This window comes from Bacillus sp. FSL L8-0528 (assembly GCF_038593085.1).
GTDB lineage: Bacteria > Bacillota > Bacilli > Bacillales > Bacillaceae > Bacillus > Bacillus paralicheniformis.
Genome location: NZ_CP151961.1, coordinates 2,899,644 through 2,926,147 on the forward strand (window position 1 = coordinate 2,899,644; position 26,504 = coordinate 2,926,147).

The 26,504-nt window shown below is 47.1% G+C and carries 31 protein-coding genes; 6 read left to right on the forward strand and 25 right to left on the reverse strand.

The genetic code is table 11. The features are described from left to right. Nucleotides 1–46 precede the first annotated feature (46 nt). Both secDF and MHI30_RS14780 read right to left on the reverse strand, forming a co-directional pair. Nucleotides 47–2,272, reverse strand: coding sequence for a protein translocase subunit SecDF (gene secDF / locus MHI30_RS14775; RefSeq protein WP_003183969.1), 2,226 nt, complete (start codon nucleotides 2,270–2,272; stop codon nucleotides 47–49). 36 nt (nucleotides 2,273–2,308) lie between these two features. Further along, nucleotides 2,309–2,605, reverse strand: a complete 297-nt coding sequence (locus MHI30_RS14780; RefSeq protein WP_075752052.1) for a post-transcriptional regulator — start codon at nucleotides 2,603–2,605, stop codon at nucleotides 2,309–2,311. Between the two features lie 117 nt (nucleotides 2,606–2,722). On the opposite strand from MHI30_RS14780, the gene spoVB reads away from it, so the two are divergent. Beyond that, the gene (gene spoVB / locus MHI30_RS14785; protein WP_075752051.1) at nucleotides 2,723–4,276 is read left to right on the forward strand and encodes a stage V sporulation protein B; all 1,554 of its coding nucleotides are present in this window, start codon (nucleotides 2,723–2,725) and stop codon (nucleotides 4,274–4,276) included. Nucleotides 4,277–4,285: 9 nt separating this feature from the next. Here the strand turns inward: spoVB and MHI30_RS14790 are convergent, their stop codons facing one another. Further along, nucleotides 4,286–4,936, reverse strand: coding sequence for a DUF421 domain-containing protein (locus tag MHI30_RS14790; protein WP_075752050.1), 651 nt, complete (start codon nucleotides 4,934–4,936; stop codon nucleotides 4,286–4,288). Nucleotides 4,937–5,085: 149 nt separating this feature from the next. Here MHI30_RS14790 and MHI30_RS14795 point away from each other — a divergent pair, with 149 nt between their 5' ends. Continuing rightward, the gene (locus MHI30_RS14795; protein ID WP_075752049.1) at nucleotides 5,086–5,469 is read left to right on the forward strand and encodes a TIGR04086 family membrane protein; all 384 of its coding nucleotides are present in this window, start codon (nucleotides 5,086–5,088) and stop codon (nucleotides 5,467–5,469) included. Between the two features lie 175 nt (nucleotides 5,470–5,644). On the opposite strand, the gene yajC is transcribed toward MHI30_RS14795, so the two are convergent. From yajC to MHI30_RS14830, 7 genes are all read right to left on the reverse strand, one after another. Next, nucleotides 5,645–5,908, reverse strand: coding sequence for a preprotein translocase subunit YajC (yajC, locus tag MHI30_RS14800; RefSeq protein ID WP_085959518.1), 264 nt, complete (start codon nucleotides 5,906–5,908; stop codon nucleotides 5,645–5,647). Nucleotides 5,909–5,954: 46 nt separating this feature from the next. After that, nucleotides 5,955–7,100, reverse strand: coding sequence for a tRNA guanosine(34) transglycosylase Tgt (gene tgt, locus MHI30_RS14805; RefSeq protein ID WP_020452419.1), 1,146 nt, complete (start codon nucleotides 7,098–7,100; stop codon nucleotides 5,955–5,957). Nucleotides 7,101–7,128: 28 nt separating this feature from the next. Next, the gene (gene queA / locus MHI30_RS14810) at nucleotides 7,129–8,157 is read right to left on the reverse strand and encodes a tRNA preQ1(34) S-adenosylmethionine ribosyltransferase-isomerase QueA (RefSeq protein ID WP_020452420.1); all 1,029 of its coding nucleotides are present in this window, start codon (nucleotides 8,155–8,157) and stop codon (nucleotides 7,129–7,131) included. 40 nt (nucleotides 8,158–8,197) lie between these two features. Further along, nucleotides 8,198–8,398 carry a DUF2905 domain-containing protein gene (locus MHI30_RS14815; protein WP_003183984.1) on the reverse strand — a complete coding sequence of 67 codons (201 nt, stop codon included), beginning with the start codon at nucleotides 8,396–8,398 and terminating at the stop codon, nucleotides 8,198–8,200. Further along, the gene (gene ruvB, locus MHI30_RS14820; protein ID WP_003183985.1) at nucleotides 8,391–9,395 is read right to left on the reverse strand and encodes a Holliday junction branch migration DNA helicase RuvB; all 1,005 of its coding nucleotides are present in this window, start codon (nucleotides 9,393–9,395) and stop codon (nucleotides 8,391–8,393) included. The genes MHI30_RS14815 and ruvB overlap by 8 nt, the downstream gene beginning before the upstream one ends. Nucleotides 9,396–9,404: 9 nt before the next feature. Next, nucleotides 9,405–10,010, reverse strand: a complete 606-nt coding sequence (gene ruvA, locus MHI30_RS14825) for a Holliday junction branch migration protein RuvA (RefSeq protein WP_003183986.1) — start codon at nucleotides 10,008–10,010, stop codon at nucleotides 9,405–9,407. Between the two features lie 122 nt (nucleotides 10,011–10,132). After that, nucleotides 10,133–10,654, reverse strand: a complete 522-nt coding sequence (locus MHI30_RS14830) for an intercompartmental signaling factor BofC (protein WP_003183987.1) — start codon at nucleotides 10,652–10,654, stop codon at nucleotides 10,133–10,135. Nucleotides 10,655–10,896: 242 nt separating this feature from the next. On the opposite strand from MHI30_RS14830, the gene MHI30_RS14835 reads away from it, so the two are divergent. Next, nucleotides 10,897–11,547 carry a protein kinase family protein gene (locus MHI30_RS14835; protein ID WP_003183988.1) on the forward strand — a complete coding sequence of 217 codons (651 nt, stop codon included), beginning with the start codon at nucleotides 10,897–10,899 and terminating at the stop codon, nucleotides 11,545–11,547. A gap of 277 nt (nucleotides 11,548–11,824) precedes the next feature. Here MHI30_RS14835 and MHI30_RS14840 read toward each other — a convergent pair whose 3' ends face one another. The 3 genes from MHI30_RS14840 to MHI30_RS14850 form a co-directional block, all read right to left on the reverse strand. Continuing rightward, nucleotides 11,825–12,004 (reverse strand): small acid-soluble spore protein H, encoded by a 180-nt coding sequence (locus MHI30_RS14840; protein ID WP_003183990.1) that lies wholly within the window; start codon nucleotides 12,002–12,004, stop codon nucleotides 11,825–11,827. A gap of 95 nt (nucleotides 12,005–12,099) precedes the next feature. Next, entirely contained in the window at nucleotides 12,100–12,564 is a 465-nt protein-coding gene (locus MHI30_RS14845; protein ID WP_003183991.1) for a DinB family protein, read from the reverse strand. A gap of 60 nt (nucleotides 12,565–12,624) precedes the next feature. Beyond that, entirely contained in the window at nucleotides 12,625–13,335 is a 711-nt protein-coding gene (locus MHI30_RS14850) for a poly-gamma-glutamate hydrolase family protein (RefSeq protein WP_003183992.1), read from the reverse strand. A 403-nt stretch (nucleotides 13,336–13,738) separates the two neighbouring features. On the opposite strand from MHI30_RS14850, the gene MHI30_RS14855 reads away from it, so the two are divergent. Further along, a complete protein-coding gene (locus MHI30_RS14855; RefSeq protein ID WP_003183993.1) occupies nucleotides 13,739–13,918 on the forward strand; it encodes a hypothetical protein in 180 nt (59 codons plus the stop codon). Between the two features lie 89 nt (nucleotides 13,919–14,007). Here MHI30_RS14855 and MHI30_RS14860 read toward each other — a convergent pair whose 3' ends face one another. The 7 genes from MHI30_RS14860 to nadB all read right to left on the reverse strand — a co-directional run bounded on the left by MHI30_RS14860 (nucleotide 14,008) and on the right by nadB (nucleotide 20,825). Next, nucleotides 14,008–14,334 carry a hypothetical protein gene (locus tag MHI30_RS14860; RefSeq protein ID WP_075752048.1) on the reverse strand — a complete coding sequence of 109 codons (327 nt, stop codon included), beginning with the start codon at nucleotides 14,332–14,334 and terminating at the stop codon, nucleotides 14,008–14,010. 142 nt (nucleotides 14,335–14,476) lie between these two features. Next, the gene (locus MHI30_RS14865; protein WP_075752047.1) at nucleotides 14,477–15,199 is read right to left on the reverse strand and encodes a YebC/PmpR family DNA-binding transcriptional regulator; all 723 of its coding nucleotides are present in this window, start codon (nucleotides 15,197–15,199) and stop codon (nucleotides 14,477–14,479) included. Nucleotides 15,200–15,326: 127 nt separating this feature from the next. Further along, nucleotides 15,327–15,962 (reverse strand): YhcN/YlaJ family sporulation lipoprotein, encoded by a 636-nt coding sequence (locus MHI30_RS14870; RefSeq protein ID WP_075752046.1) that lies wholly within the window; start codon nucleotides 15,960–15,962, stop codon nucleotides 15,327–15,329. Nucleotides 15,963–16,134: 172 nt separating this feature from the next. Beyond that, a complete protein-coding gene (gene safA, locus MHI30_RS14875; protein WP_075752045.1) occupies nucleotides 16,135–17,184 on the reverse strand; it encodes a SafA/ExsA family spore coat assembly protein in 1,050 nt (349 codons plus the stop codon). Between the two features lie 115 nt (nucleotides 17,185–17,299). After that, nucleotides 17,300–18,409, reverse strand: coding sequence for a quinolinate synthase NadA (nadA, locus tag MHI30_RS14880; protein ID WP_075752044.1), 1,110 nt, complete (start codon nucleotides 18,407–18,409; stop codon nucleotides 17,300–17,302). A gap of 21 nt (nucleotides 18,410–18,430) precedes the next feature. Further along, nucleotides 18,431–19,270 carry a carboxylating nicotinate-nucleotide diphosphorylase gene (nadC, locus tag MHI30_RS14885; protein WP_075752043.1) on the reverse strand — a complete coding sequence of 280 codons (840 nt, stop codon included), beginning with the start codon at nucleotides 19,268–19,270 and terminating at the stop codon, nucleotides 18,431–18,433. Beyond that, nucleotides 19,251–20,825, reverse strand: a complete 1,575-nt coding sequence (gene nadB, locus MHI30_RS14890; protein WP_075752042.1) for an L-aspartate oxidase — start codon at nucleotides 20,823–20,825, stop codon at nucleotides 19,251–19,253. The genes nadC and nadB overlap by 20 nt, the downstream gene beginning before the upstream one ends. A 100-nt stretch (nucleotides 20,826–20,925) precedes the next feature. Here nadB and MHI30_RS14895 point away from each other — a divergent pair, with 100 nt between their 5' ends. Both MHI30_RS14895 and MHI30_RS14900 read left to right on the forward strand, forming a co-directional pair. Further along, a complete protein-coding gene (locus tag MHI30_RS14895; RefSeq protein ID WP_075752041.1) occupies nucleotides 20,926–22,104 on the forward strand; it encodes an IscS subfamily cysteine desulfurase in 1,179 nt (392 codons plus the stop codon). After that, nucleotides 22,073–22,615: a transcription repressor NadR gene (locus MHI30_RS14900; protein WP_075752040.1), complete on the forward strand. Its 543-nt coding sequence runs from the start codon at nucleotides 22,073–22,075 to the stop codon at nucleotides 22,613–22,615. Before MHI30_RS14895 ends, MHI30_RS14900 begins: the two co-directional genes overlap by 32 nt. Nucleotides 22,616–22,657: 42 nt before the next feature. Here MHI30_RS14900 and pheA read toward each other — a convergent pair whose 3' ends face one another. The 5 genes from pheA to rpmA form a co-directional block, all read right to left on the reverse strand. Further along, nucleotides 22,658–23,509: a prephenate dehydratase gene (pheA, locus tag MHI30_RS14905; RefSeq protein WP_035339345.1), complete on the reverse strand. Its 852-nt coding sequence runs from the start codon at nucleotides 23,507–23,509 to the stop codon at nucleotides 22,658–22,660. Nucleotides 23,510–23,536: 27 nt separating this feature from the next. Further along, the gene (locus MHI30_RS14910) at nucleotides 23,537–23,980 is read right to left on the reverse strand and encodes an ACT domain-containing protein (protein ID WP_023855415.1); all 444 of its coding nucleotides are present in this window, start codon (nucleotides 23,978–23,980) and stop codon (nucleotides 23,537–23,539) included. 117 nt (nucleotides 23,981–24,097) lie between these two features. Further along, the gene (gene obgE / locus MHI30_RS14915) at nucleotides 24,098–25,384 is read right to left on the reverse strand and encodes a GTPase ObgE (protein ID WP_020452440.1); all 1,287 of its coding nucleotides are present in this window, start codon (nucleotides 25,382–25,384) and stop codon (nucleotides 24,098–24,100) included. 32 nt (nucleotides 25,385–25,416) lie between these two features. Beyond that, a complete protein-coding gene (locus MHI30_RS14920; protein ID WP_075752039.1) occupies nucleotides 25,417–25,995 on the reverse strand; it encodes a sporulation initiation phosphotransferase B in 579 nt (192 codons plus the stop codon). A gap of 226 nt (nucleotides 25,996–26,221) precedes the next feature. Beyond that, nucleotides 26,222–26,503 carry a 50S ribosomal protein L27 gene (gene rpmA / locus MHI30_RS14925; RefSeq protein ID WP_003184023.1) on the reverse strand — a complete coding sequence of 94 codons (282 nt, stop codon included), beginning with the start codon at nucleotides 26,501–26,503 and terminating at the stop codon, nucleotides 26,222–26,224. Nucleotide 26,504: the final 1 nt, after the last annotated feature.

Below are 26,504 nucleotides of genomic sequence, written 5' to 3' on the forward strand. Positions count from 1 at the left end.
ATTCAAATCAAAAAAAGACCGCCCGGCAGTGCGGGCAGTCCATTATTTATTCTTCTGCAGGCTTGCGCTTCGGCTTTTTCAGTTCGCGCCCTTTCCAGACAAGCCATAGTTGAGCTGCGATGTAGAGTGATGAATATACTCCGCTCAAAAGTCCGACCAACAGCGCAACAGAGAAGTTCGAAATCGATGCAGCGCCGAAGATGAGAAGTGCAATGACGACAATGACGACAGTCAGCACCGTATTAATCGAACGCGTGAACGTCTGCTGCAAGCTCAAATTCACAATATGCGACAAGTCGCTGAAGGTTTTCGGTTTGCGCTTTTTCATATGCTCCCTGATCCTGTCAAACGTTACAATTGTATCATTTATCGAATAGCCGATGATCGTCAGCACGGCAGCAATGAAAGTAACATCAACCTCAAGCCTTGTCAGGCTGAAGACGGCAATGATGAAAAACGCGTCATACAGCAATGAAGTAATAGCCGCAATCGCCATCTTGTATTCAAAGCGGATCGAGACATACAAAATGAGCCCGATTGACGCGATGATCACCGCATAAAGCGCATTTCTCGCCAGCTCCTTGCCGACGGTAGGCGATACGGTGCTGACATTTGGTTCGCTTCCGTATTTGTCTTTAAAATAATCTTTCACTTCAGCGATCTTTTTCTGATTCGGCACGCCGACAAACCTGGCGACGCCATGATCATTTTTTTCGCCTGAAAGAACGATCGAGTCAGGATCAAGCCCGACTTGTTCAAAGTCCTTTTCGAGCTGCTGGGTTGTCAGCTTATGATCGCTTTGAACTTCGATTCTCGATCCGCTTGAGAAATCGATGCCGAGGTTCAGCTTAAACACAAGCAAGACGATAAGACCAGCGGCCAGAAGAACGCCCGAAAATGCAAAGAACCATTTGCGCTTCCCGACGAAATCCCATTTGGAAAACGGGTTCGGAGGCTCCGTATTTTCGTCTGTCTTTCTGATATCCAAAATGTCTTTTTTGCGCACCCCAAACCAGCCTTTTTTCCGGTCAAGCCAGCGGCTTTCGACCAGCAGGCCGAGCAGGAAGCGCGACAGGAAGACAGCTGTAATAAAGCTTGTCAAAATGGATAGGATCAGCATGGTCGCGAAGCCTTTGACAGAGCTTGTACCAAATATGAAAAGCACGATTCCGGCAAGCATCGTCGTAATATTGGCATCAAAAATCGTTGCAAACGATCTTCTGTTTCCTGCTTTAAAAGCCGAACGGACCGATTTGCCGAGCTTCAGCTCTTCTTTTATGCGTTCATACGTAATGATGTTGGCGTCAACCGCCATCCCGACGCCCAATATAAGAGCCGCGATCCCCGGAAGGGTCAGAACCGCATTCATCCAGTCGAATATCTGCAGTGTAATGTAGATGTAGACCGAAAGCGTAATGACCGCAATAAAACCAGGCAAGCGATAGTAAAGAAGCATAAATAAGAAAATAATAGCAATACCAATGATTCCCGCAAACACGGTATCATTCAAAGCCTGCTCCCCAAACTGCGCTCCGACGGATGTCGAATACTTTTCAACGAGTTTGACAGGAAGAGCTCCCGCATTTAAAATGCTCGCCATGTCTTTTGCTTCCTGAATCGTAAAGTTGCCTTCAATCATCACGTCTGACGTATTCAGCACCTGGCTGACATTCGGAGCGGAGATGTATTTATGATCCGCTTTTTGCGATTCCTTTTTAAAAGAGTCGCCTTTTTTGTAATCAAGCCAAATGACGAGCTGGTTGTTCGGCTTCATATCGAGCACTTTCTTCGTCACTTCGCCGAATTTATCGGCATCCTTCAGCTTGATCGTCACGATCGGCTCATTCGTATCCTGCTTGAACGACTGTTTGGCGCCGTTTTCGACAAGATCCGCACCGTTCAAAAGCTCTTTGTCATTCGTATCCCTGAACGTAAGCTGAGCCTGTGTTGATAAGATTTCCCGCGCCCTGTTCTGGTTGTCGACGCCAGCAAGCTGAACCCTGATCCGGTTGTTTCCTTCAATTTGAATGTTCGGCTCGCTGACGCCTAATACATTCGCCCGGCGGTTCAGCGCTTCAACCGTGCTGATGAGGGCATCCCTGTCAATTTTGTCGCCCTGTTTGGCAGGCTGGACTTCATACAGAACCTCAAAACCGCCCTGAAGATCAAGGCCGAGGCTGATGTTGTCTGCAGCCGGCTTCGTGAACATTCCCAGTCCTGTACCGATCAAGAGAACGGTAAGGAAAAACGCAATCAAGCGTCCTTTTTTCATTATGTATTTCCTCCTTAAATCAACCAAAATCAACGGCTACCTCAGCAGCTCATCGAGCATATCCTGCCCTTCTTTGCTGTCGAGTAAATTAGACGTTTTAAACGATTCTACGGTTGCATAGTTCATAAATTCGCCAATTTTCACAGATAAAATATCACCGGCCAGCTGGTGAATTTGAACATCCTTCCGCTTCTTCCATTTCTTATTCAATAAGTATGACCACAATTCCTCTATTTCAATATCGTCATACCCGAGTATCCTGAACTCTTCCGTCTTACTGCGAAGAAAAGGTTTTAAATGGTCCTTGTACAGATCAGCCGGATGTTTGCCCATGCCAAAGCCACGCTCCTTTCACATTTTTTCAGAGAGACTTGTCATGCTTGGACGATGTATGCGCATATCTTATTGTATATGATTAAAGGTTGTTTGAGAAGGCAGGGGACTCTAGAAATGACGAAGCAGACGTTTTTAAAAGGAACGCTCATTTTAATAGCGGCAGGTTTGATTACGAGAATGCTCGGCTTTATCAACCGGATTGTCATCGCAAGGTTCATCGGTGGTGAAGGCGTCGGACTTTACATGATGGCGGCTCCGACCTTTTTTCTGGCCGTCACCCTCACCCAGTTCGGCCTCCCGGTCGCCATCAGCAAGCTGGTCGCTGAAGCGGAAGCGCGCCGAGACCACAGGAAGACAAAGCAGATTTTAGTGATGTCTCTTGCGATCACCGGGACGCTCAGCGCCGTCATCACTCCGGTGTTTCTCATTTACGCCCCGCTGATGGCCGACACGCTGCTCACAGACAAAAGAACGCTTTATCCGCTTTTGGCGGTTACGCCGGTCGTTCCGATCATTGCCGTTTCCAGCGTGCTGAGGGGCTATTTTCAAGGCAAGCAGAATATGCGGCCGCTCGCCGTGTCCCAGGTTCTCGAACAAATTGTCCGGATATCGCTCGTCGCCGTCTGCACGACGGCATTCCTTCCGCTCGGCATCGAATATGCGGCTGCGGGCGCGATGCTGTCATCCGTGTTTGGCGAATTGGCTTCACTTCTTTATTTGTTCGTCGCCTTTAAATACAAAAAGAAAATCCGCATCAGAAAACGTTTTTTCCAATCGCTGAAATCTGGACGAACCACGTTTTTCGAGCTGATGAGCGTTTCGCTCCCAACAACGGGCAGCCGTTTTATCGGCAACCTGTCATGGTTTTTTGAGCCGATTGTCGTAGCGCAAAGCCTTGCAATAGCAGGGGTCGCCGCTTCCGCCGCAACGAGCCAGTACGGAGAGTTGACCGGCTTTGCCCTGACGCTTCTCACCCTCCCGAGCTTTATCACATATTCGCTGTCTACGGCGCTCGTTCCAGCCATCAGCGAAGGAATCGAACAGAAAAAAATGCAAGTCGTGGAATACAGGCTTGAGCAGGCCATGAGACTTTGCCTTTTAAGCGGCGGAATATCGGCGGTCATTTTGTTTTCGTACGCGGATGAGCTGGTCAGCGTGATGTACGGGTCGTCAAATGCCGCTATTTATGTGAAAATCATGGCTCCATTCTTTTTATTTTACTATTTCCAAGGTCCGCTGCAGGCCGTCCTGCAGGCTTTAAACCTGGCCGGCGCGGCAATGATGAACAGCCTTGTCGGCGCCGTTGTGAAAACAGGTCTCATTTTTGTTCTCGCTTCACGGCCTTCGCTTGGCATTATGGGGGCTGCGCTGGCGATTTTGACAGGGATCATCCTCGTCACCCTGCTGCACGCCGCAACCGTCAGCAAAGTGCTTCCCATCAGCATCAATCTGAAAGAATATATCGTATCCTTCGGCGTCATTTTGATATCGGGATGGAGCAGCCTGCTGATGAAAGAACACCTTTTTTCAGACCAGTCCGAGCCGATGCGCCTGCTATTGTGTGTCGCGGTTACAAGCTGTCTTTACGTCTTCCTTCTGGTCGCCTTCAAGCTGGTCAAAAAAGAAGAAATCCAGCGGTTTCCGCTGTTCGGCCGCTGGATTTCGTAAGCTTTCGCTTTAAGGTTTAAATTCATCCTTTATGTCAATAAAAAAAGAACCATTATTGTATGTGCAATAAGAAATTTTGGAAAGGTCGCGGTGTCCTCTTTTTTCAAGCTTTTGCTCAAGCCACTCCCGGTCTTTCCCGATCTTTTCCAATTGTTCTTTTTGAACAATTCCGTCAACAATCAACGGCAGTTCGATCATTTTGTTCGGCCCGTCTTTTGTAAACACTGAAAGCTTCCCGGTCGGCTCCAAAATCGCATATGAAACATCCGCGATTCGTTCCACATTCTTATCTCTCAGCTGCGTCATCAAATCATCGTAATTATAGCGCTGTGTCCTCATGGCGTGTTCATCAATTTTTCCGCGGTCTATGATAATCGTCGGTTTTCCATCGAGAAGCCGGCGGATTTTTTGATTTTTCAATGACAGATATGCAAATATAACCTGGATCAGCGTCAAAACGAGAATTGGAATGATCGTATGGAGAAGGTGGTCATCGAGATTTTCAATGGCCAAAACCGCGATTTCGGCCATCATGATAAAAACGACAAGATCCAATATGCTCAGCTCGCCTATTTCCCTCTTCCCCATCAAGCGAAACAAAATAAAGATGATGAAATACAAAACGATCGTCCGAAACGTAAGAGCTAAGATTTCATCCATTACCGCCCGCCTCCCTATCATGATCATATACATAGCCTTTGTTAAATTGAGGCTTTTATGTATAAAAGGTCGGGGGAGCTAGTCTATTTGCCAAACGTGCAGAATACATTTAAAAAGACGAGCCCGTCTATATCGAAAGGAGGATCGTGATGAACGAACCAAAACAAGTCGGCAAAGGGATTTTATACAGCTTGGCGGTTATTTTCGCTTTGATGTTCGCGGGAAGCATGCTCATTTCGCTGCTCCTCACCTTCACATCATTAACCGAAAGTTCATTCAGCTGGTTTATTACCGCCATTTCTTTTATTACCTTGTTCATCGGCGGTTTTATTGCGGGAGGCAAATCGAAGGAAAAAGGGTGGCTGAGCGGAGGGTTGACAGCGCTTTGCTTCTCTCTTACGGTGCTTTTGTTTCAATATCTCGGCTTTGGCGAAGCCTTCAATTTGAAGCAGCTCCTCTATCATTCCGGTTTTTTGGGAGTCAGCATGCTGGGCGGAATTTTCGGGGTTAATCTGCAGGGGAGCCGTGCATAAAGACAGCAAAAAGGGAGCGGATGACCGCTCCCTTTTCTCGTGCCCATAAGGCTTCTTTTATGCCATGTCACATCAGGAACAACTGCGGCTTCATCAAGACATAAGGAACGGCGCTAGCGCCGTTTTCACGTCCTGCGACAGTCTGATTTCCGATGCTTATGTATCAGCCTTTCGGCTATTCTGCTGACGCCTCTCTGATCGCGCGGCGGTCGAATGTCAGACGGGTATTGTCACCTGTTTTGATGACAACCTTGCTTTCGTCAATTGAATCAACGATGCCGTGCAGGCCGCCGATCGTTACGACCTTATCTCCTTTTTTCAGCTCCTCCTGCATCTGGCGGACAGCCTTCTGCTGCTTTTGCTGCGGACGGATCAAAAGGAAATAAAGAACCGCAAACATTAAAATAATCGGAAGTAATGTTCCAAGCATCTCCATTATTTTTTCACCCCTTTCAAATGGCTTTATCGCTTTCTTCGTTTATGTGTCAGAAACTTTTAGCATTTGGTTTATTAAAACCGTAGCGCTCAAAAAACTCTTCCCGGAAATCACCTAAACGATCTTCACGAATGGCATCTCTGACTTGCCCCATTAATTTTAACAGAAAATAAAGATTATGATAAGAAGTTAAACGAATTCCAAACGTTTCGTTACAGCGGATTAAATGTCTGATATAAGCGCGCGAGTAATTGCGGCACGTATAGCAGTCGCACTGCTCGTCGATCGGTCTGAAATCTCTTTCATATTTGGCATTTTTCACGACGAGACGCCCTTCGCTCGTCATGAGCGTACCGTTTCTCGCTATCCTTGTCGGCAGCACGCAATCGAACATATCCACTCCGCGGATGGCTCCGTCAATCAGAGAGTCCGGTGAGCCGACCCCCATTAAATAGCGCGGTTTATCCGCAGGAAGCAGCGGAGTTGTAAACTCCAGCACACGGTTCATCACGTCTTTCGGCTCTCCGACGGATAGTCCACCTATAGCATATCCCGGAAAATCCAGTGAAATCAAGTCTTTCGCACTTTGTTTTCTCAAGTTTTCGTACTCTCCGCCTTGAACGATTCCGAAAAGCCCTTGCTCGTCAGGGCGTTTGTGAGCTTTCAGGCACCTTTCCGCCCAGCGGCTCGTCCGCTCAACAGACCTCTTCATATAATCGTACTCTGCCGGGTACGGCGGGCATTCGTCAAACGCCATCATAATATCTGATCCGAGGGCGTTTTGGATGTCCATCGCTTTTTCAGGAGATAAAAACAGCTTGTCTCCGTTTAAATGATTGCGGAAATGAACGCCTTCCTCTTCGATTTTGCGGAACTCGCTCAGGGAAAACACCTGAAAGCCGCCTGAATCCGTCAAAATGGCGCGGTCCCAATTCATAAACTGATGAAGGCCCCCCGCCTCTTTGACGATGTCATGGCCCGGTCTCAGCCAAAGGTGGTACGTATTGCTTAAAATAATGCCTGCACCCATTTCTTTCAGCTCTTCCGGCGCCATCGTTTTAACGGTGGCGAGCGTTCCTACGGGCATAAACACCGGCGTTTCAAATGAGCCGTGCGGGGTGTGCACTCTCCCCAGCCTTGCTCCTGTTTGTTTACATGCTTTTATGAACTCATAGCGTATCGGTTGCTGCGACAAATTATGAGCCCTCCAATCTTTTTGAATTTTATTTGATCAACATGGCATCTCCGAAGCTGAAGAAGCGGTATTCGTGTTCCACTGCGGTGCGGTAGGCAGAAAGCACATGCTCTCTGCCTGCGAGCGCGCTGACAAGCATAATGAGGGACGATTTCGGAAGATGAAAATTGGTAATCATCCCGTCAATCGCCCGGAATGTGTAGCCTGGATAAATAAAAATCGATGTCCAGCCTCTCGCTTCCCGGAAGCGGCCGTCATGTTCGGAAGCGATGGTCTCAAGCGTCCTCGTCGATGTCGTGCCGACGGAAATGATTTTTCCGCCTTCCTGTCTGACGCGGTTTAACAATGCTGCCGTTTCTTCCGACATTTCATAAAACTCGGCATGCATATCGTGTTCCTCTACATTTTCCGCACTGACAGGCCGGAATGTCCCGAGCCCGACGTGAAGGGTAATAAACGCAATATGCACGCCTTTTTTCCTGAGCGCATCCAGAATCTCTTCCGTAAAATGCAGCCCGGCCGTCGGCGCAGCCGCCGATCCTTGTTTCTTTGAGTAAACCGTCTGATAGCGCTCTCTGTCATCGAGCTGTTCTTTAATATAAGGAGGCAGAGGCATTTCGCCGAGCGATTCGAGCACCTCGTAAAAAATTCCTTCATAGCGGAATTCAATTTTTCTTCCGCCGTGCTCGAGCTCTTCTGTGCAGACCGCCGTTAGACGGCCGTCTCCAAACGAAAGAACGGTTCCGCGCTTGACCCGCTTTGCGGGCTTGACAAGCGTTTCCCATACGTCCCCTTCCTCCTGTTTTAACAGAAGAACTTCAACCTTTGCGCCCGTCTCTTCCTTGACTCCGTACAAGCGGGCCGGTAGCACCCTCGTATCATTCAACACGATGCAATCGCCTGCGTTCAGAAAATCAATCACGTGCTTAAACGTGCTGTGAGTGATTTCTCCTGTTTTTTTATCCAGCACCATCAGCCTGGACGCATCCCGCTCTTTTAAAGGAACCTGTGCGATAAGGCGTTCAGGCAAGTCAAAATCGAATAATTCTACTTTCATCTTTTTTCACCTTACTCTATCTATAGACTTGAATGTCGCGTCATTTCATTCGTCCGAAAAAGGAAAACACCACGGACAGAATGATGCTGATGACAATGCATGTAACAACCGGAAAGAAAAACGTCACGTTTCCCTTTTTCACAAAAATGTCGCCGGGAAGCCTGCCGATGACTTGCATGAATAAACCGATGCCAAAAATGACGGCGCCCAGCACCATTAAAATCTTTGGAAATTCAGTCATGGTTCGGAACCTCCATTTTAAAGTGGCTGTAAACATCAGGGGTTACGATGCGCCCCCGCGGCGTTCTTTGAATAAAACCGATTTGAAGAAGATACGGCTCATACACATCCTCAATCGTGTGAGACTCCTCACCGATAGTAGCCGAAATCGTATCGATGCCGACGGGGCCGCCGCCAAATTTTTCGATCATGCCCATCAAAAGCTTGCGGTCGATATGGTCAAGCCCGAGTTTATCAACCTGGAGGCGTTCAAGCGCATCAACCGCCACTTCCTCTGTGATGGAGCTGTTTCCAAGCACCTGGGCAAAATCCCTGACCCTCCTTAAAAGCCTGTTGGCAATCCGCGGCGTCCCTCTTGACCGTCTCGCGATTTCGAGAGCCGAGAGCGAATCGATGTCGACTTCAAACAGCTCTGCCGTTCTGATCACGATCTCTGAAAGCTCATCACGCGTGTAATACTCAAGCCTCGACAGAACGCCGAACCTGTCCCTGAGAGGCGCGGTTAAAAGCCCAACCCTTGTGGTCGCGCCGACGAGGGTAAAAGGAGGAAGATCGAGCCTCACAGAACGTGCCGACGGTCCTTTGCCGATCACGATATCAAGGCAGAAATCTTCCATCGCAGGATACAGCACCTCTTCGATCGAACGGTGCAGGCGGTGGATCTCGTCTATAAATAAAACGTCACCTGGCTCCAGAGCCGTTAATATCGCCGCCAAATCACCGGGGCGCTCGATCGCCGGACCTGACGTCGTTCTGAGATTGACTCCCATTTCGTTGGCGATGATCGCGGCGAGCGTCGTTTTTCCCAATCCCGGCGGCCCGTACAATAAGACATGGTCAAGGGTTTCCTCCCGCATTTTCGCAGCTTCGATGAAAACCTTGAGGTTATCTTTCACTTTTTCCTGGCCGATATACTGAGCAAGTCTTTGCGGACGCAGACTTTGCTCAATCGCTGATTCATGGTTGTCTAGTTCACTTGATACAAGCCGCTCATCCATGATATCACCTTACTTTAACAATTTTTGCAATGCTTTTTTAACGTATTGATCTGTCGAAAGCGCCTCTTCCTTTTTCAAATGAGGCTGGACTTTTTTAATTTCCCGATCGGAATAGCCGAGCGCCCTCAATGCTTCAAGCGCTTCCTCAAGAGCCGTTGCCGCTTCATGAATTTGCTCCCGCTCTTCATGGTTAAACAGATCGGCAGCGATTTCAGGAACGGCGTCCGCAAGCTTCCCTTTCAGGTCAAGGATGATCTGCCTTGCCGTTTTTTTGCCTACGCCGGGAAATTTGACGAGAAATGCTTCGTCCTCATTCTCGATCGCTTCAATCACCGCTCCCGGATCGCCGGAAGCGAGGATCGCAAGCGCTCCTTTTGGGCCGATCCCCGTAACATTCAGCATTTTCGTAAACAGCATTTTTTCTTCCCTTGTCGAAAAGCCGTACAGCGCATTCGTGTCTTCTCTTACATAATGGTATGTATAGATTGTTTCTTTGCTGTTTTTCTTATAAATAAACGGATTTGGCGTGAAGATCTGATAGCCGATCCCGCCGTTTTCAATGACAATATATTGGGGCGATACATAATCAATCGTCCCTTTTACGAATTCGATCAACGTTCATTCACCTCTTTGACTGCTCTTCATTGTAACACAAAACAGGCAAAGCTAGAATGAAAAAGTTAACATATGTTCGCTAAAAAAGCTTCTGTCTGCAGCTGAAAAAAGACATAACAGCGTCATGTCTTCATATCTTCTACATGATGTTGGCTTCCGGATGATTTTACGGCTTCAATGACATGTTCAAATTCCTTTTTCGTGCGGTATGGTATCCCTTTGCGCAGATCATCCGCCATCCGGCTTTCCAGCCGCTTTATATCAATCTGAAAAAACGATTGAATGGGTTCTGATAAGATGCCCGGGCGACCGTGAAAAGTCGAAATCACGCCATCTTCAGTCACTCCGATATAACCGTTTGTTTTGCTGAGGGGAGAAATGTCGTCCACCTGTTTGCGAAACAGAATAAACCCCTTTTTCTGATCGATGAGCTGCCACCCTTTATAAGCAGCTTTAAAGTCTTCCAGTGTGCGAGCGGCCTCTACTTTATTCTCAATTCCAACGTCTCCGTCCAGATAAACCTTTTCAAGCTGGATTTGAACTTTAGCCGGCTTTTCGGCCAAGGCCTCCAGGTGAAAGCTGAGCGCGGCCAGCAGACTTCCAATAAGCAATAAACCGATTTTGAACTTGCTTCGGCTGTACATCAATATCACCTTCTTTTTTGCCTTAACGATCATATCCTTAGTTTGACCAACGCTTTTAAAAATTAATCTAAAAAAGCAAGCGATCTCTTTTTAGATGACAACCGGTTTACGAATGTTACATTTTCAAACCAATATGAAGAACTCAAAAGCATTTAAGGTGCAAAACAGCCCATTCTCATGTATAAACAACATTATAGAGAGTTTTTCGTTTGACCAGCCCTTAAAAAGAAGGTGAGCTCAGCGTGAAAAAGGCGCATACCTATGCAGAAGCCGTAAAGTATGATACGAAAAAAAAGTTCAACAAGCTTATCCAAAAACCCGATGACTTGGAATTGATCGGGAAAGGCAGGAGCGCATACGTTTTTAAGCTGACTGAAGAGGGCGGCAGGGAAATGGCTCTTAAAGTCTTTTTTCCTGAATTTAAGAACATCGCCGCAAGGGAAGCGGAGATTTACAAAAAGCTTTCTGATTCGAATTATTATCCTGATATATATGAAACAGGGCCATCATATATTTTAATGGAGTATATTAAAGGATATACTTTTTATGAGTGTTTAAACAAAGGCATTCGGATCGATGATGACATGATCTGCGAGGTCGACCGCGCATTGAACGATGCGAGGCGGAAAGGATTGAATCCATCCGATATCCACCTCCGAAACCTGATACTGACGCCGTCTGGAACAATCAAAGTCATCGATGTCGCCAGATTTTTGCAGACGAAAGAATGCAGGCAGTGGGATGACTTAAAAACAGCCTATCAAACCCTTTACAAAAAAAGCCGTTTCCCGCAGAGGCTTCCTAAGATGTGGATGGAATTGATCGCTTATCTTTATAAAAAAAGCTGGCTTCAAAAACAATGGGCCTCCAGAAAAAACAAATTTCACCCGTAATCTGAAACTTATAGGAAGCATGCTCGTATATGAAATAACCCCATTACCGTCAAGAAAGGAGAAACATTCGTTGAAGAAAAAAAATAAACGTAATGATGACAAATGGGATTATCTTTATCTCGTCGATTTGCTTGAGCCATTGTTTTATGTGCTGAGGCTGGCAGTAAGAGGACTTGCGAAAATTATAAATTAAACACTCGGTCTTTCGGGTGTTTTTTTGATGGCTGTGTGGCAGGCAAATCCAAAACAAAACCCCTTCCTCAGAAGGGGTTTCTTTTTAATGTTCTTTCAAATTTGCGAGCGGCACTTCCTGCTCGTTCTCCGGCTGGCCGAGCGGAAAGATTCTTGCGGTTTCATTTTGTTCGTCGACACGCTGAATATAAATCGGCCTGCCGTTATAAGTAACATCAACCATATCGGGTGATTCGACGATTTCCTGGGCACGCTGCGTATTCACCTGACACCCTCCTTTAGCTTTTACTCATAATGTGTACTCCCGGGTGCTTTCGTATTCCTTTTTAACCGGTTTTCTTTCAAGGAGGGCTCTCAGGATCAATGAATCTTTACATACAAAGGCAGATCCGTGTGTCCCATTTCACGGACATAAACAAACAGATTGCCTTTGTGGTGAATTTCGTGTCCGATCGCGAGCTGCAGCAGCTGTTCGCCGGCTACTTTTCGTCCGAAGACGCCGGTCAAATCGACTTCACGATCCAATTCTTCATCCGTAAAGGATTCAAGCAGCGTTTTTGTTTTTTCTGTATACGTTTTGGCAAGCTCGCTCAAGCTTGTCCCTGTTTCTTCGGGCTTCTTTTTAAAAGGCTCTCCGTTCCCTTCCTTTGCCGCCGAAGCAAAGGTATAGAAAGATTGCAGCATATGCGTGACAAGTTCCTTTGCTGGCATCGACGTTTCAGTCGGTTTGTAATCGAGATGTTTTTCATCAATTTTTTGAATGAGTTCTTCTGTCACAAGGCGGTGGGACATAAATTCCTGAACGATGCGGTCTTTCCGTTCCATTCTTTTATTCCTCCTTCATGTTTTAGCAGTTCATACACAGAATAACATGAGTTTCCATTTTCAGCATCTGTCCTGCAGCACCTTGCGGACCGCCTTGACATATTTTCGGAATGTTCTCGTTTTTGTCTCTTCCCTCTCTTTATAGGAAAAGTCTTCGAAAAACTCTTTCCTCTGAGCCGTGCTGATTTCAAGCTGCACGCTCATTCCTGTCTGGCTTTCATTATTGATGTTTTCCTCAGCAGTTCCGGCAAATTTCCCGTCCACTTTGACCAATTCTGCGGAAAAGTCAGACTTTTTCAGAGATTTGACGATGGCTTTTGCCAGCTTTCTGTCCGTTCCTCCCACAAGCGTGTGCGGACGGTCGCCCGAATAGCCGTGGAATGCGATGGTATAGCGGTGTTCTTTTATTTTCTGCAATGCCAGAGGCTCGTCAAAGTTTGTGCTGGTAATATGAAGATCGGAGTTGTTCTCATCCTTTTTTCCTTCGAATAAATAAGTTGAATAATCATCATTAAAAGCTCGGACAAGCTCGCTCACTCCGCCTTCTATTCTTCCTCCGTGGGGCGAAAAGATTAAACAGTCGCTTCCCGCTTTTTCGTGATAATCAATGTCATAGCCGCTTTTTTCGTTTTCCTGCAATTCCTTGAAGTTCTTGTATTTGTCCCCGGCCTGGATCTGATAGCTTTCCCGGGTTGTTTTTTCGGACCACCTGTATACACCATTTATCATCACTGCTGCGATCACCAAGTAGATGAGTACTTTTTTCTTCATTGGTTATTCCCCTTTTACACTACCTTTCGATTTATAGGCATGTCCTCCATGCCTCATTGTATATTTGGCTTTTTTGTGACACAGTTATTTTACGCTTTAGACATGACGCGTTCAATTATGAATAAGTTTGATAAAAAATAAAAATTTAAATAAAATGATGCTTTTTCATTAGTTTAAAAGATCGATAAATTTTAAGAAAAAAATCTCATAAGAATCGGCGTCTCTTGTTGCACGACTTTCCCTACAGCCTATCCCGCTTGAGAATGAGGCGTTCTATCAGAAACGGGGTATACGGTTTGATAAAAGTAAAATCTGCCGCGTCTGCCGGCTGCAGATGTTATATTTTCTTTTCATCCCCGTTCTGTTATCCTATTACCGACAATAAAAATGCAGGTGATAAAACATGGAAACAGAATATGAAACAAAAGGCTACGACCTGACAAAAGTTTATGATTACAATCAATATCCGGATGTCCGCCACGGACGGTGCGACAATTGCGATTACACCCTTTTTAAAAGCTCTGTAAAAAACGGGCAGTTTTTGCGTGAATGCCGGCGCTGCGGCATGAAAAAAAGCATTTAGCGTTACAGCATATTCTCATATGTATAAAAAAACTTGCCGACAAGGCTGAATGCAGCTTTGCCGGCAATACACGTCATGCTGTCAAATGTTTAAACATCTTTTTGATCTTTGTTTGTGACAAAGCCGTTGATCGATTCACCGATCTTTCCGCTAAGATCGGCATTCAGATTGTTGAGATTTTGAATATATTCGCTGATGACATTTTGGATCGCTTCATTAAGTTCCGCATTTTCGCTTTTTGTGAAATCGGCCTCTCTCAGATCGATGCCGCTGTTTTTCTGAACCAGCTCATAGATCGATTCGCCAAATCCCGTGATAAGGCCGTTGACTCTCTCGATGATTTGAGCGGTTTCCTTGTCTTGCGGACTGCCGCCCATAGCCGTGAAAGACTTCTCATTCCCGTGCTGTTCAGCCATTTGCAGATCCTCCTCTCATAATGACATACTCCTTCACAATATATGATAAAAAATCAAATCCTGTTTCCGCAGCAGCTTGATACGGCTGCTAATTGGTTGATGATACATAAAAAGACGCCGCGAACCCGGTGCGGCGTCCTTTTTAATGAACGTTCGTATACACTTCCTGCACATCGTCATCATCTTCAAGTACGTCAATGAGCTTTTCGACTTTTTCCTGAAGTGCTTCATCGACCTCTGCATAGGTTTGCGGAACCATTGTAATTTCGGCTGTCGCCATTTGGTAGCCGCGCTCCTCCAAGTTTTTCTTTACTTCTTCAAACTGTTCGGGCTCAGTATAAATCTCGAACAGCTCTTCGCTCGTTTCGAGCTCCTCGGCACCGGCATCAATAACCTCAAGCATAAACTCCTCTTCATCTATCTCAAGATCTTCACGCTCGATTGCAATATATCCTTTCCGGTCGAACATATAAGAAACGCATCCTGTTTCCCCCAAGCTGCCGCCGTTTTTGCTGAAGGCGGTTCTGACGTTTGTCGCCGTCCGGTTTTTATTATCTGTCAAACAGTTGACCATGACAGCCACACCGCTTGGGCCGTAGCCCTCATACGTAATTTCCTCGTAGCTTTTTCCATCCTGGCTGCCGGAAGCTTTTTTGATGGCGCGGTCGATGTTGTCGTTTGGCATGTTTGCATTTTTGGCTTTATCGATGACGAGACGCAGACTTGCGTTAGATTCGGGATCGGGTCCCCCTTCTTTTGCGGCTACATATATTTCTTTGGCAAGCTTCATGAAAATTTTGCCGCGTTTAGCATCTTGGGCATTTTTTCTTCTCTGAATATTTTTCCATTTAGAATGGCCAGCCATATCTTTCTACCTCCAAAAAAATTCTCGTCTCTATGTACACTTTATACGGTTTTCTCCGTTTTTGTAAAGAAATCGGCCGAACGCTCACAAAAAAATTGCCGGGGAATCCCCGGCAATTCCCTGCTTGTCATTGGTTGCGCAAGCGGTTCAAATTGTTATTCGTCGTGTCTCCGCGATCCCTAATGTTCTGAGGGTCGTCGTTCATTTCGCGGAGCCTTGTAAATGCGCCGTCATCCTCGACAACTTGAACGGTCCGGTCTCCAGCAAACGTTTTGGCTGCTTTTCTAATTTGAGTTCTCTCATTATTTGTCAGCCGTTTATCTGACCGTACCGCGATGATGACCGTTTCGTTCGTTACCACGGCCTGACTCTCGTCAACATAATTCAATTTGTTGACGCGTCCAGTGATATTCCTGGAGATTTTACGGTTTTCTGGTCTGTTATAGCCTGTGTCCGCCGTGTTCACCAAATGATTGTGATAATTCATGTCTCCCCGGCTGAAAGTTCCATCGCCTGTTGGAACGGGATTCCCGTTGCCCGCTCGATTGTTCACGTTCGTTGCACCGTTTCTCCCGTTCATATTTTCAAGCATTTCTGTAACAGGACCGTCATTATCAAGACCGTTATTACGATCTGCATCATTTGAATAATATCCGATCGGACGCGTATTGTTTCCATTATCTATAGCGTCGTTCGTTCCGCAGGCAGATAGACCAGCTGTCAAAAGCAAAATACCCGAAAACACTTTCAGCTTGCTGTCCAATGGTAATACCCCCCGTAGAAAACCGCTGAATTTGAGCATTGCGCTCTTTTTTAGGATGTGCGTGATGTGAAGAGTTACCCTTGACAGTTATAGACAGTCCGTGAAAAAGCATGAAAGTGTTTATAGCGGTCCACAATAAAAAAGGAACGATAGATCATCGTCCCATTCCGAATCAGTCTTCTTCATCTTCCGGTCTGTTAAACATCTGTCCGCCTGCGGGCTGCTGTCCGTATCCGCCCATACCGTACGGAGCTCCCATTTGCGGCATCTGTCCATATGGCGCTGCACCCGGAAAACCTCCCGGGAATTGGCCCGGCCCGCACCCGCAGTCATCTTCTTTGCCGTGTGCCATATTGGGATCGTGACCGACGTTTGGCGGTGCATTTCCCGGAAACGGCTGATAAGGCGCATATGCCGGAGCAGTCATCGGCTGATGATGATATCCGTGATGACCGACATTGTCATGCCCCATGTTGTCATCACCGTCATATTCAGCAGGAGATACATAGCTAGGCTGATGCATGTAAGGCATCATTTGAGCAGGATATGGATACCAAGGGTGGCATAATCCCGATCCAGGCAGCACCGGTGAAACAGGAATCCAGCAGCCTCCAGGATAGAACGGATAAGGATGCGGATGGTGATGATATCCGGCAGCAGCTACATTCGGCATGCCGTGAAACTGCTTATTTTCATCACCTGCTGCACCGACATTCGGCGGCTGCGGAACATTCGGATAATTGACATTTTCCATATGATTCTCCTCCTCATTTGTCCATGGATTATACATGTTGGGGCCTTTCTCTTGATGTTCATAAGGTTTTGGAGGTGCGTACGGCTGGTGAAGCTGATTGACGCTTTGATACAAATTCGATATGTCGCCTTCAGGCAAACTTGACTGTCCGATGTTCGGGACAGGCGGAACATAAGGAACCGAAGGCTTTTCTTTCGGTTTTATATCTTCAACATCAAGCTTGCTTTTCGGCTTTTCTTTTGCAAATGGATGTTCCTGCTGTTTTTTCGGTAACTCTTTTCGCATATTGAGCTGTTCTTCTTTTTTGACCGGCACTCCCCCTGACGGTACTTTGATTTTCATGCCCGGCATGATCAAATCTGGATTGCTCAGCTGCGAATTCAGCTTTTTCAGTTCTTCAAAGTCCACTTCATATCTTTCCGCGATTTTTTCCAGAGAATCGCCCTTTTGGACAATATGAATTTTCAACGTTTTCCCCTCCTATGCAAAAACGTGAACGAACAGATGAGAATAACAAATATGCTTCTCCACAAATTTATGCGCATAGCGGAGGGGTTATGATAAAAACTTGTTCTCCAAAAATTTAACGGATCGTTAACATCCGATTCAGCGCAAGAATGGCATCTTTTGCGATATCTTGATCCACTTTGATCACGCCTGTCGGTTCACCTTTGTCAATCTGCTCCAGCGACCACAGCAAATGCGGCATGTCGATTCTGTTCATTGTCAAACAAGGGCACATATCTGGATTAAGGGATTCGATTTGTTTATCAGGATGTTCTTGAATGATGCGTGAAACAAGGTTCATCTCTGTTCCAATCGCCCATTTGCTCCCCGGTTTTGCTTCATTAATCGTATCGATGATTTTTTTTGTAGACCCGCTGAAATCGCTGAGTGCGACGACTTCATGGGTGCATTCCGGATGAACGATAACATTAATGTCCGAATCCCGCTCTTTAACGTTTTTGATATTCGCCGCGGTAAATTTTTCGTGAACAGAGCAATGCCCCTTCCACAAAATGATTTTTATGTCTTCATAATCGCCGTTATACTCAAGTTTTTCTGCAATGGGATCCCATACCGCCATTCTGCTGAGAGGAATGCCGAGGTCAAATGCCGTGTTGCGTCCCAAGTGCTGATCCGGAAGAAATAAAATCCTCTCCTTTTGCGATAGCGCCCATGTCAACATGCGGGCCGCATTTGAGGATGTCACGGATGCTCCCCCGTTTCTTCCTACAAAAGCTTTGATTTCCGCTGTCGAATTGACATATGTGAGGGGAATGATTGTATCGCCAAACAGCTCTGAAAGCTCTTCCCAGGCGCGATTCGTCTGCTGCATGTTGGCCATATCGGCCATCGAACAGCCTGCGCGCATGTCCGGCAAAACGACAATCTGTTCGTCCGAAGTGAGCATATCGGCTGTTTCTGCCATAAAATGTACGCCGCAGAACACGATATATTCCGCTTTTTTATTTTTTTGGGCGACTTGCGCCAGCTGAAGCGAATCTCCCGTCGCGTCCGCAAATTGGATCACTTCGTCTTTTTGGTAGTGATGCCCCGGGATAAACAGCCTTTCTCCGAATTTCTTTTTGATATTCAAAATCCTTCCGGCCATTTCTTCTTCGGTCAATTCTTTATACAGCTCCGGCATCATGCCGGCGTTTCTGTCATGAATCAAATTTAAAATAAACATCTGTCACCTCTCCAATCCCGCTTATTTTTTCAGATCGACATTCATGCTGATATCAAGGCTTTTCGCCGAATGAGTCAAGTAGCCCAATGAAATACAGTGCACCCCTGTTCCCCTGTATGCGGCGAGATTTTCAAATGAAATTCCGCCTGAAGCTTCCGTAATAATGCCGGCGGGTGTCATTTCCGCAAATGCTTTCACCTTGTCAGGAGGACAATTGTCAAACATAATGATATCGGCACCAGCCGCAATCGCTTCATGAAGCTCTTGTTCAGACTCGATCTCCACTTCGATTTTGACCATATGGCCGCACGCTGACCGTGCTTTTTCAACCGCTTTTAAAATCGAGCCGCAGGCGGCAATGTGGTTGTCTTTAATCATGATGCCGCCGTCCAAGCCAAAGCGGTGATTGCAGCCCCCGCCGGTTTTGACCGCGTATTTTTCAAGAATGCGCAGGCCCGGGGTCGTCTTTCTCGTATCGCAAATCGCGATATCCGGATCATTCAGCCTGATAACGGACTGCTTTGTTAAAGTGGCGATCCCCGACATTCTTTGAATGAGATTCAGCACGACCCGTTCGCCGGTCATGAGGGAAGCTGCACGGCCTTTGAGCCGCGCGATCGTTTCTCCTTTATGAACCGCTTCGCCATCTGTTTTCAGCATTTGCACGGCGATCGTTTCATCTAGCAGCCGAAAGCCTTCGAAAATCACTAATTCTCCTGCAAACAATCCGTCATCCTTCGCTGTGATGACAGCTTCGCATTGAAGATTGTCGTCAAAAACGGCTTCAGAAGTGAAATCCCCCCAGCCGATATCTTCCTTGAAAAATTCTTTAAGCATGTTCCTAAGTATGAGCCGCTGCATATTTCACAATCCCTTCGTTTTGTTTTATCTTGATCCCGCCTTTTGTGTGAACGATTTGCTTGCCATGCCAGTTTTTATCATCAGGCGCCGGGCAATCCGAACGGTAATGGCCGCCTCTGCTTTCTGTACGAATCAATGCCGAGACCGTCATCTGCTTGGCGGTCTGCCATAAATGAGCTAATTCAAGCTGTTCTTTTGTGATTTCTTTCACATTCACGATTTGAAAAGGCACTCGCTCAAGCCATTCTTTCACCTTCGTCAATTCATCCCCCGTTCGCACGATCGCTACATGATCCGTCATGTGTTTTTGAATATCCTTCACATTTGTCAGGGGAACAGAATATGTCACATCCTCAGGCTGAGGAGATTGGCCTCTGACAGGCTCAGGTTTTTCATAAGCTTGTATCCGATCCGCCGCTCTCCTTCCGAAGACGATGCATTCCAAGAGAGAATTGCTTGCCAGACGGTTGGCGCCGTGAAAGCCTGTGCATGCGGCTTCCCCAATCACATAAAGGTGTGGAACGTCCGTTTCCCCCCATCTGTTCACAGAAACGCCCCCCATTAAAAAATGCATGCCCGGTGAAACCGGAAGCCGGCCTTCTTCAATGGAAATTCCGGCTTTTTCGCAAAGAGAGGAAATCGTAGGGAAGCGGCTTTTAAAGTCTGATATGCGGGTAATATCCAAAAATACGCTGCTTCCGCAGGCCAGCTTTTCGTGAATCGCACGAGATACGATGTCCCGCGGCGCTAAATCCTGCATGGGGTGAATGCCTTCCATCACCCGCTGTCCGTTTTCATCAACCAAGACAGCGCCTTCTCCGCGCACAGCTTCTGAAACAAGCCCGTGTGCGCGCCCGTCTTTGACGAGCAATGTAGGATGAAATTGAACGAATTCCAAATCTGCGAGCTCGGCTCCTGCCCGATATGCCAAAGAAATCGCATCGCTTGTCACAGAACGGTTATTCGTGTTGATTTGAAATAGATTTCCGCAGCCTCCTGCCGCCAGCACAACAAAATCGGCTTTCCTGAGAAAAGCCTTTCCCTGGCGGTCTTTCGTCCAGACGCCCGCACAGCGTCCGTCTTCAATCCATAAATCCGCCGCCGTTTCGTATTCTTTCAATACGACATGAGGACCGAGCCTTCCGATTAAGTGCCGGATCAGCGCCTGCCCCGTAGCGTCTCCCCCGGCATGCAAAATTCTGTTCATCGAATGTGCGCCTTCTTTGCCGAGGCTGAGCTTTCCGGATTCGTCAGTATCAAAAGGGAAATGCTGAAGAATCAGCTCATCAACAAGGCGCTGGCCGTCTTTAATGGCATCTTGAACCGCTTCGATTTGATTGTGGCCGCATCCGGCATATAATGTGTCGTCCGCATGAGCTGACCAGGAATCGCGAGGCAATACAGCCGAGGCAATTCCTCCCTGAGCGAGGGTTGAATTGCTGTCTTTTACAGATGCTTTTGTCATCACAATCACTTCATAAGACGGCGGAATGGATGCAGCAAAAGACAGCGCAGCGGCACCTGCTCCGACAACAATTATCGTCTGATGAGACATGTCGACTCCTCCTGTAAATTTACATGTGTCTTGACACTTATATTTACATATCGATAAAATAAACTCAAGTATTTTTTATAAAGAATGGGAGACGAGAGTTGTGATTTATCTTGATTATGCAGCGACGACACCGGCGGCAAAAGAAGCCTTGGACGCGTTTCAAAAACTGAGCACAGACGTGTACGGAAATTCGAGCAGTCTGCACGATGCGGGAGGGAAAGCCGAAAGCATTCTGCGCTACTGCCGCCAAAGGATGGCGGAACTTTTATCCGGGGAAGAAGAAGGCGTTTATTTTACGGGCGGCGGCACCGAAGCCAATTTTTTGGCGATTCACTCCCTCTTAAATGGACTCCCCGCCGGAAAGCAGCGCTTTTTAATGACAGAAATGGAACATCAGTCGATCCACATTTTAAAGCGGCATCTTGAGATACTGGGGTTTAAAGTCGACTTGATGAAACCCGATGCTTCAGGCATCATCACAACAGAGATACTGGAACGGCATCTCCGCCCTGATACAGGTCTCGTCTCAATTCAGCATGCCAACTCAGAAACAGGCGTCATCCAGCCCCTGGCAAAGCTTTCGGCTTACTTGCATAAGCGGGACGTGCTCCTGCACAGCGACTGCGTACAGACCTTTGCCAAGATTCCGGTTTGCATTGATGAGCTCGGCGCTGATGCCTTATCTGTTTCAAGCCATAAAGTATACGGACCAAAAGGAGTTGGAGCGGTCTATATCCGGCCTGGTGTGAACTGGAAACCCGTCTACCCGGGCACTTTGCATGAAAACGGATTGAAGAGCGGCACCGTCAATGTCCCTGGAATCGGCGCTTTCATTACCGCTGCCGAGTTGACAATAAAGCGTATGGGTGCCGCGTATCTCAAACATCAGGAACTGCGCGCCCGTTTTCTGGAAAAGGCAAAAGCCCGGAAGCTTCCCGTCTCCCTCGCTGTGCCCGATTCGGCAAATTCGCATGTTCTGCCGCATATTATAGGTTGTTTTTTTCATTCCTTTGAAGGACAATATACTATGCTGGAATGTAATCGGAGAGGAATTTGCATTTCTACCGGGAGCGCGTGTTCAGCGGGCTATCATGAGCCGTCGAATACGATGAAAGCCCTTTTGATCCCAAGGGAGCTCGCGCTTCAATTCGTCCGAATTTCGTTCGGATACGATACGACAAGCGAACATGTTGATAAGCTGTTGGACGTTTTTGAAGATATGATGCATGAGAAAGGAGACCATCGGATTGACAGACGGATTAAAACTTACGGGAGCTGAGCGGCGCCAGCAGCTTCTGGCCTGGCTTAAGGAGTCTGAGGCTCCGCTGACAGGAAGCGAACTGGCGAAAAGAGCATCTGTTTCACGGCAGGTCATCGTACAGGACATTTCTTTATTAAAAGCAAAAAACGAACCGATCATCGCAACAAGCCAAGGATACGTGTATTTGCGGTCGGCCCTCGGCAAAAAACAGCCGGTTCAGCGGCTCATCGCCTGTGAACACGAGCCGGAAAAAACGGAAGAAGAACTGAATCTGATCGTCGACTTTGGCGTAACCGTGAAAGATGTAACGATTGAACATCCGGTCTACGGCGACTTAACAGCTTCGATCAGGGTCAGCACAAGAAAAGAAGTCTCGGATTTCGTCAAAAAAATCTCGTCGACAAACGCCGCTTATCTGTCTCAACTGACAAACGGCACCCATCTGCACACATTGGAGGCAGATGACGAAGAGAAGATCGAACAAGCTTGCGACGCCCTGCAAAAAGCGGGCATCCTCATTCCCGAATAAAGAAAAGGTCCTTTGCCGTCATCAACGCAAAGGACCTTTTCTTTATAATGTATACGCATTGTAGGCTCCGAGCATTTTCACCTTGCAGCCCAAAGCTTCAAGCTCAGCTATCGCACCTGGAATCAGCACGTCGTCCAGTGCCATTTCAATATCAATAATGAAAAAATAATTGCCGAGACCGGTTTTTGTCGGCCGCGATTCAATTTTAGAAAGATTCAAATTTCTCCAGGCGAAAGCCGACAGCACTTGGTGGAGAGCCCCTGATTTGTCCGAAGGAAGGGTTACCAGCAAAGTCGTTTTCGGCCTTCCCGTCAAGTGCGGATTGACCGGCGGAGATGCCTCGTGATCCGGATGAAGCATCACAAATCTCGTGTGATTGTATTCATAGTCATGCACATCTCTTTTGACGATGTCTAATCCATACGTAGCTGCTGCCATTTCATTGGCGATCACGCCAATGTTCTCGTCCGGATGTTCACTCACGTATTTTGCAGCTGCTCCGGTGGATGTCGCATATTCAAACGGAATGGAGCGGAACCGGCTGTGCAAAAATTTATGGCATTGCGCGATGGCATGGGAATGGGAATAAACCTTCTGAATGTCTTCCCAAGCCTCTTTTCTTGCAGGATGCACAAGTAAATGCTGACGGATGGGAGCGGTGATTTCTCCGACAATATAAAGGGGCTGTTCGTGAATTAAGTAGTCTATTGTCAGATTCACCGATCCTTCAATCGCATTTTCAAGCGGGACGACAGCCAGATCAATCTCGCCGTTCATCGCGGCATCCATACATGCGGGTATCGTGTTAAATGCTTGCTGGTCTGCATCTGAAAAGCAGGAGCAGACGGCAAGGTGCGTAAATGTTGCTTCTGGACCTAAATAACCTACTCTCATACTCATGATATATGACATTCTCTCCCTTTAAGCGCCCGAACCTAGTATTTCGACCTTTTCTACGAATTCCAGCTTTCTTAATTTGTTCATCAGCAAATCGATATTTCCATCCATTCCTCTCGTACTGACGGACAGCGTGACATTCGCTCTTCCTTGAAGAGGGATGGTCTGGTGGATCGACAGCACGTTGCAGCCCGATTCAGCCACCACTTGGAGCAGATGGGACAGCGTTCCCGAGCGGTCCTCCAAATGAAAAAAAAGCGTGATAATCTGTTCCTTGACCATCGTATAAAAAGGAAAAACCGCATCTCTGTACTTGTAAAAAGCGCTTCGGCTCAAATCTACCTTTTGGACGGCTTCAGCTACAGATTCCGCTTTTTTCCGCTCAATCAGCTTTTTGACCTCAAGTGTTTTCCGCATTGCCTCCGGCAGCACGTCTTCCCTGACAAGATAAAAGGTCTCCTCTTTCACAGACTTTTCTCTCCTTTTAAAAACCCTGATTCCTTTACATTGATTCAGTGAGCGAAAGGAAAGGCGTTCCTTTCAGCTAAAAGTCGGAGAGCTTGCCTGGCAAACTCTCCGGTATGATCAGTCGATAAATTCAAATTCAAATTCGAGAAGACGGATCGTATCTCCGTCTTTTGCACCGCGGGCCCGAAGCGCGTCATCAACGCCCATTCCGCGAAGCTGTCTGGCAAAACGCTTAACAGACTCGTCTCTTGAAAAATCCGTCATTTTAAATAAGCGTTCGAGCTTGGCTCCGCTGAGCACAAAGGTGCCGTCAGGATCACGGCTGATCTCAAACGGCGCTTCCTCATCCTCAAGCTTATACATGACTCTGTTTTCAGTCATGTCTTCTTCGTCGTAGAGCGGGAATTCCGGTGTCGTTTCCAAACGGTCGGCAATCTCAAACAGCAGATCCCTCAACCCTTGTCTGGTCAACGCGCTGATTGGAAAAACAGGATAATCATCTGTAAGCTTTTCTTTGAAAGCCTTCAGATTTTCTTCCGCATCCGGCATATCCATTTTATTGGCGACAATAATTTGAGGACGTTCTGTCAGCCTCAGATTATACTGTTCAAGCTCTTTATTGATGGTCACATAATCTTCATACGGGTCGCGCCCTTCAAGACCCGACATGTCGATCACGTGCACGATGACGCGCGTTCTTTCGATATGTCTGAGGAATTGGTGTCCGAGGCCAACTCCTTCGTGCGCCCCCTCAATCAGTCCCGGAAGATCCGCCATTACAAAGCTGCGGCCGTCTTCCGTTTCGACCATTCCGAGATTCGGGTTCAGCGTTGTAAAGTGGTAATCGGCAATTTTCGGCTTGGCCGAAGACACGACAGACAGGAGCGTTGACTTTCCGACGCTTGGGAAACCGACAAGGCCGACATCGGCCAAAACTTTCAGCTCGAGAACGATATAGCGCTCCTTGCCGGGTTCGCCGTTTTCAGAAAGCTGCGGCGCCGGGTTGGCAGGCGTCGCGAAACGGGTATTGCCCCGTCCGCCGCGTCCCCCTTTTGCGATGACGGCTTCCTGTCCGTGTTCGGTTAGATCAGCGATGACCTGCTTTGTATCATCGTCAATGACAACCGTGCCGGGCGGAACTTTCACAACCATGTCTTCTGCATTTCGGCCGTGCTGGTTTTTAGACATGCCGTGTTCTCCGCGCGTCGCCTTAAAATGTCTTTGATATCTAAAATCCATCAGCGTGCTGAGGCCTTCGTCAACTTTGAAAACGACGTCTCCGCCTTTTCCGCCGTCACCTCCGGCAGGGCCTCCTTTTGGCACATATTTTTCGCGGCGGAAAGCAACCATACCGTTGCCTCCGTCTCCGCCTTTTACGTATATTTTTACCTGATCAACAAACATAATGTCCTCCGTTCTATTCCTAAAAAACCGCTTTACTTGATATGAATTTCGGCGATGCACTCACGGTCTGTTACATCAAGCCGCTTGATTTCATAAAAATCAGCCAGTGAATGATGAAAGTCTTTAATACCGGTCAGCTTTGTGAATACGCCGTGGAAATCCAGAAAGATGACAAGCCGGTCGTCCGGACCGTCCGTCTGCAGCGTGATCGTCAGATGATTGTCGCCGCCTTTCAAAACGGCATCCTCAAAAGTCCCAAACAGCTTTCTGACGAAAACGACGAGCTTCTCTTCATAAGCTGACAAATCCCTGACCTGACCGATCACCTCATATTCAAGCGTCAGCGAATGGGCCATCCAGTTAAATGTAAGCAGCTCATACGCCGCACGCGGGATTTTAAGGTTTGAAAGCTTTGATTCATGCTGAGCTTCGATGACCACTTCATCAATAATTTCAAATACGCGGTCATACTTTTTTAATGTTAAGTTTCCTTTAATCAATTGCAGTTTATTCATCCAGTCGTGCCTTGAGTGGCTGAGCAGATGGATAAGCTCATGGGTCAAAGCCTTATCGTCCATATTCTTTTCTTGTTTTTTCGAAGTTTCTTCCATTTTTGCACTCCCAATCGTTTGTTCTCTATTTTAGGAGTCTGATTCAGTTTGTACTTTGAATTATAACAGAGAAGGCAGTATAAATGAAACACGTTTATATACTTTAAAGAAGCAGAATCAGAGCGGAAACCCGGCCTTTTCCAGGGGGCGGGAAGGTGTTTTTAAGCTAGTCACGGTGCTGTATGTAAAAAACTCCGGTCAGAACGACCGGAGTTTCGTTTAAAGGTTAGGCTACAGGATATACGCTCACTTTTTTGCGGTTACGGCCGAAACGTTCGAATTTAACAGTTCCGTCGACTTTTGCATATAGAGTGTCATCTCCGCCGCGCCCAACGTTTTCACCTGGATAGATTTTTGTTCCGCGCTGACGATAAAGGATGGAACCGCCAGATACGAATTGACCGTCTGCACGTTTAGCACCTAGGCGCTTCGCCTCAGAGTCACGTCCGTTCTTCGTTGAACCTACTCCTTTTTTAGATGCAAAAAACTGAAGATCTAATCTTAGCATG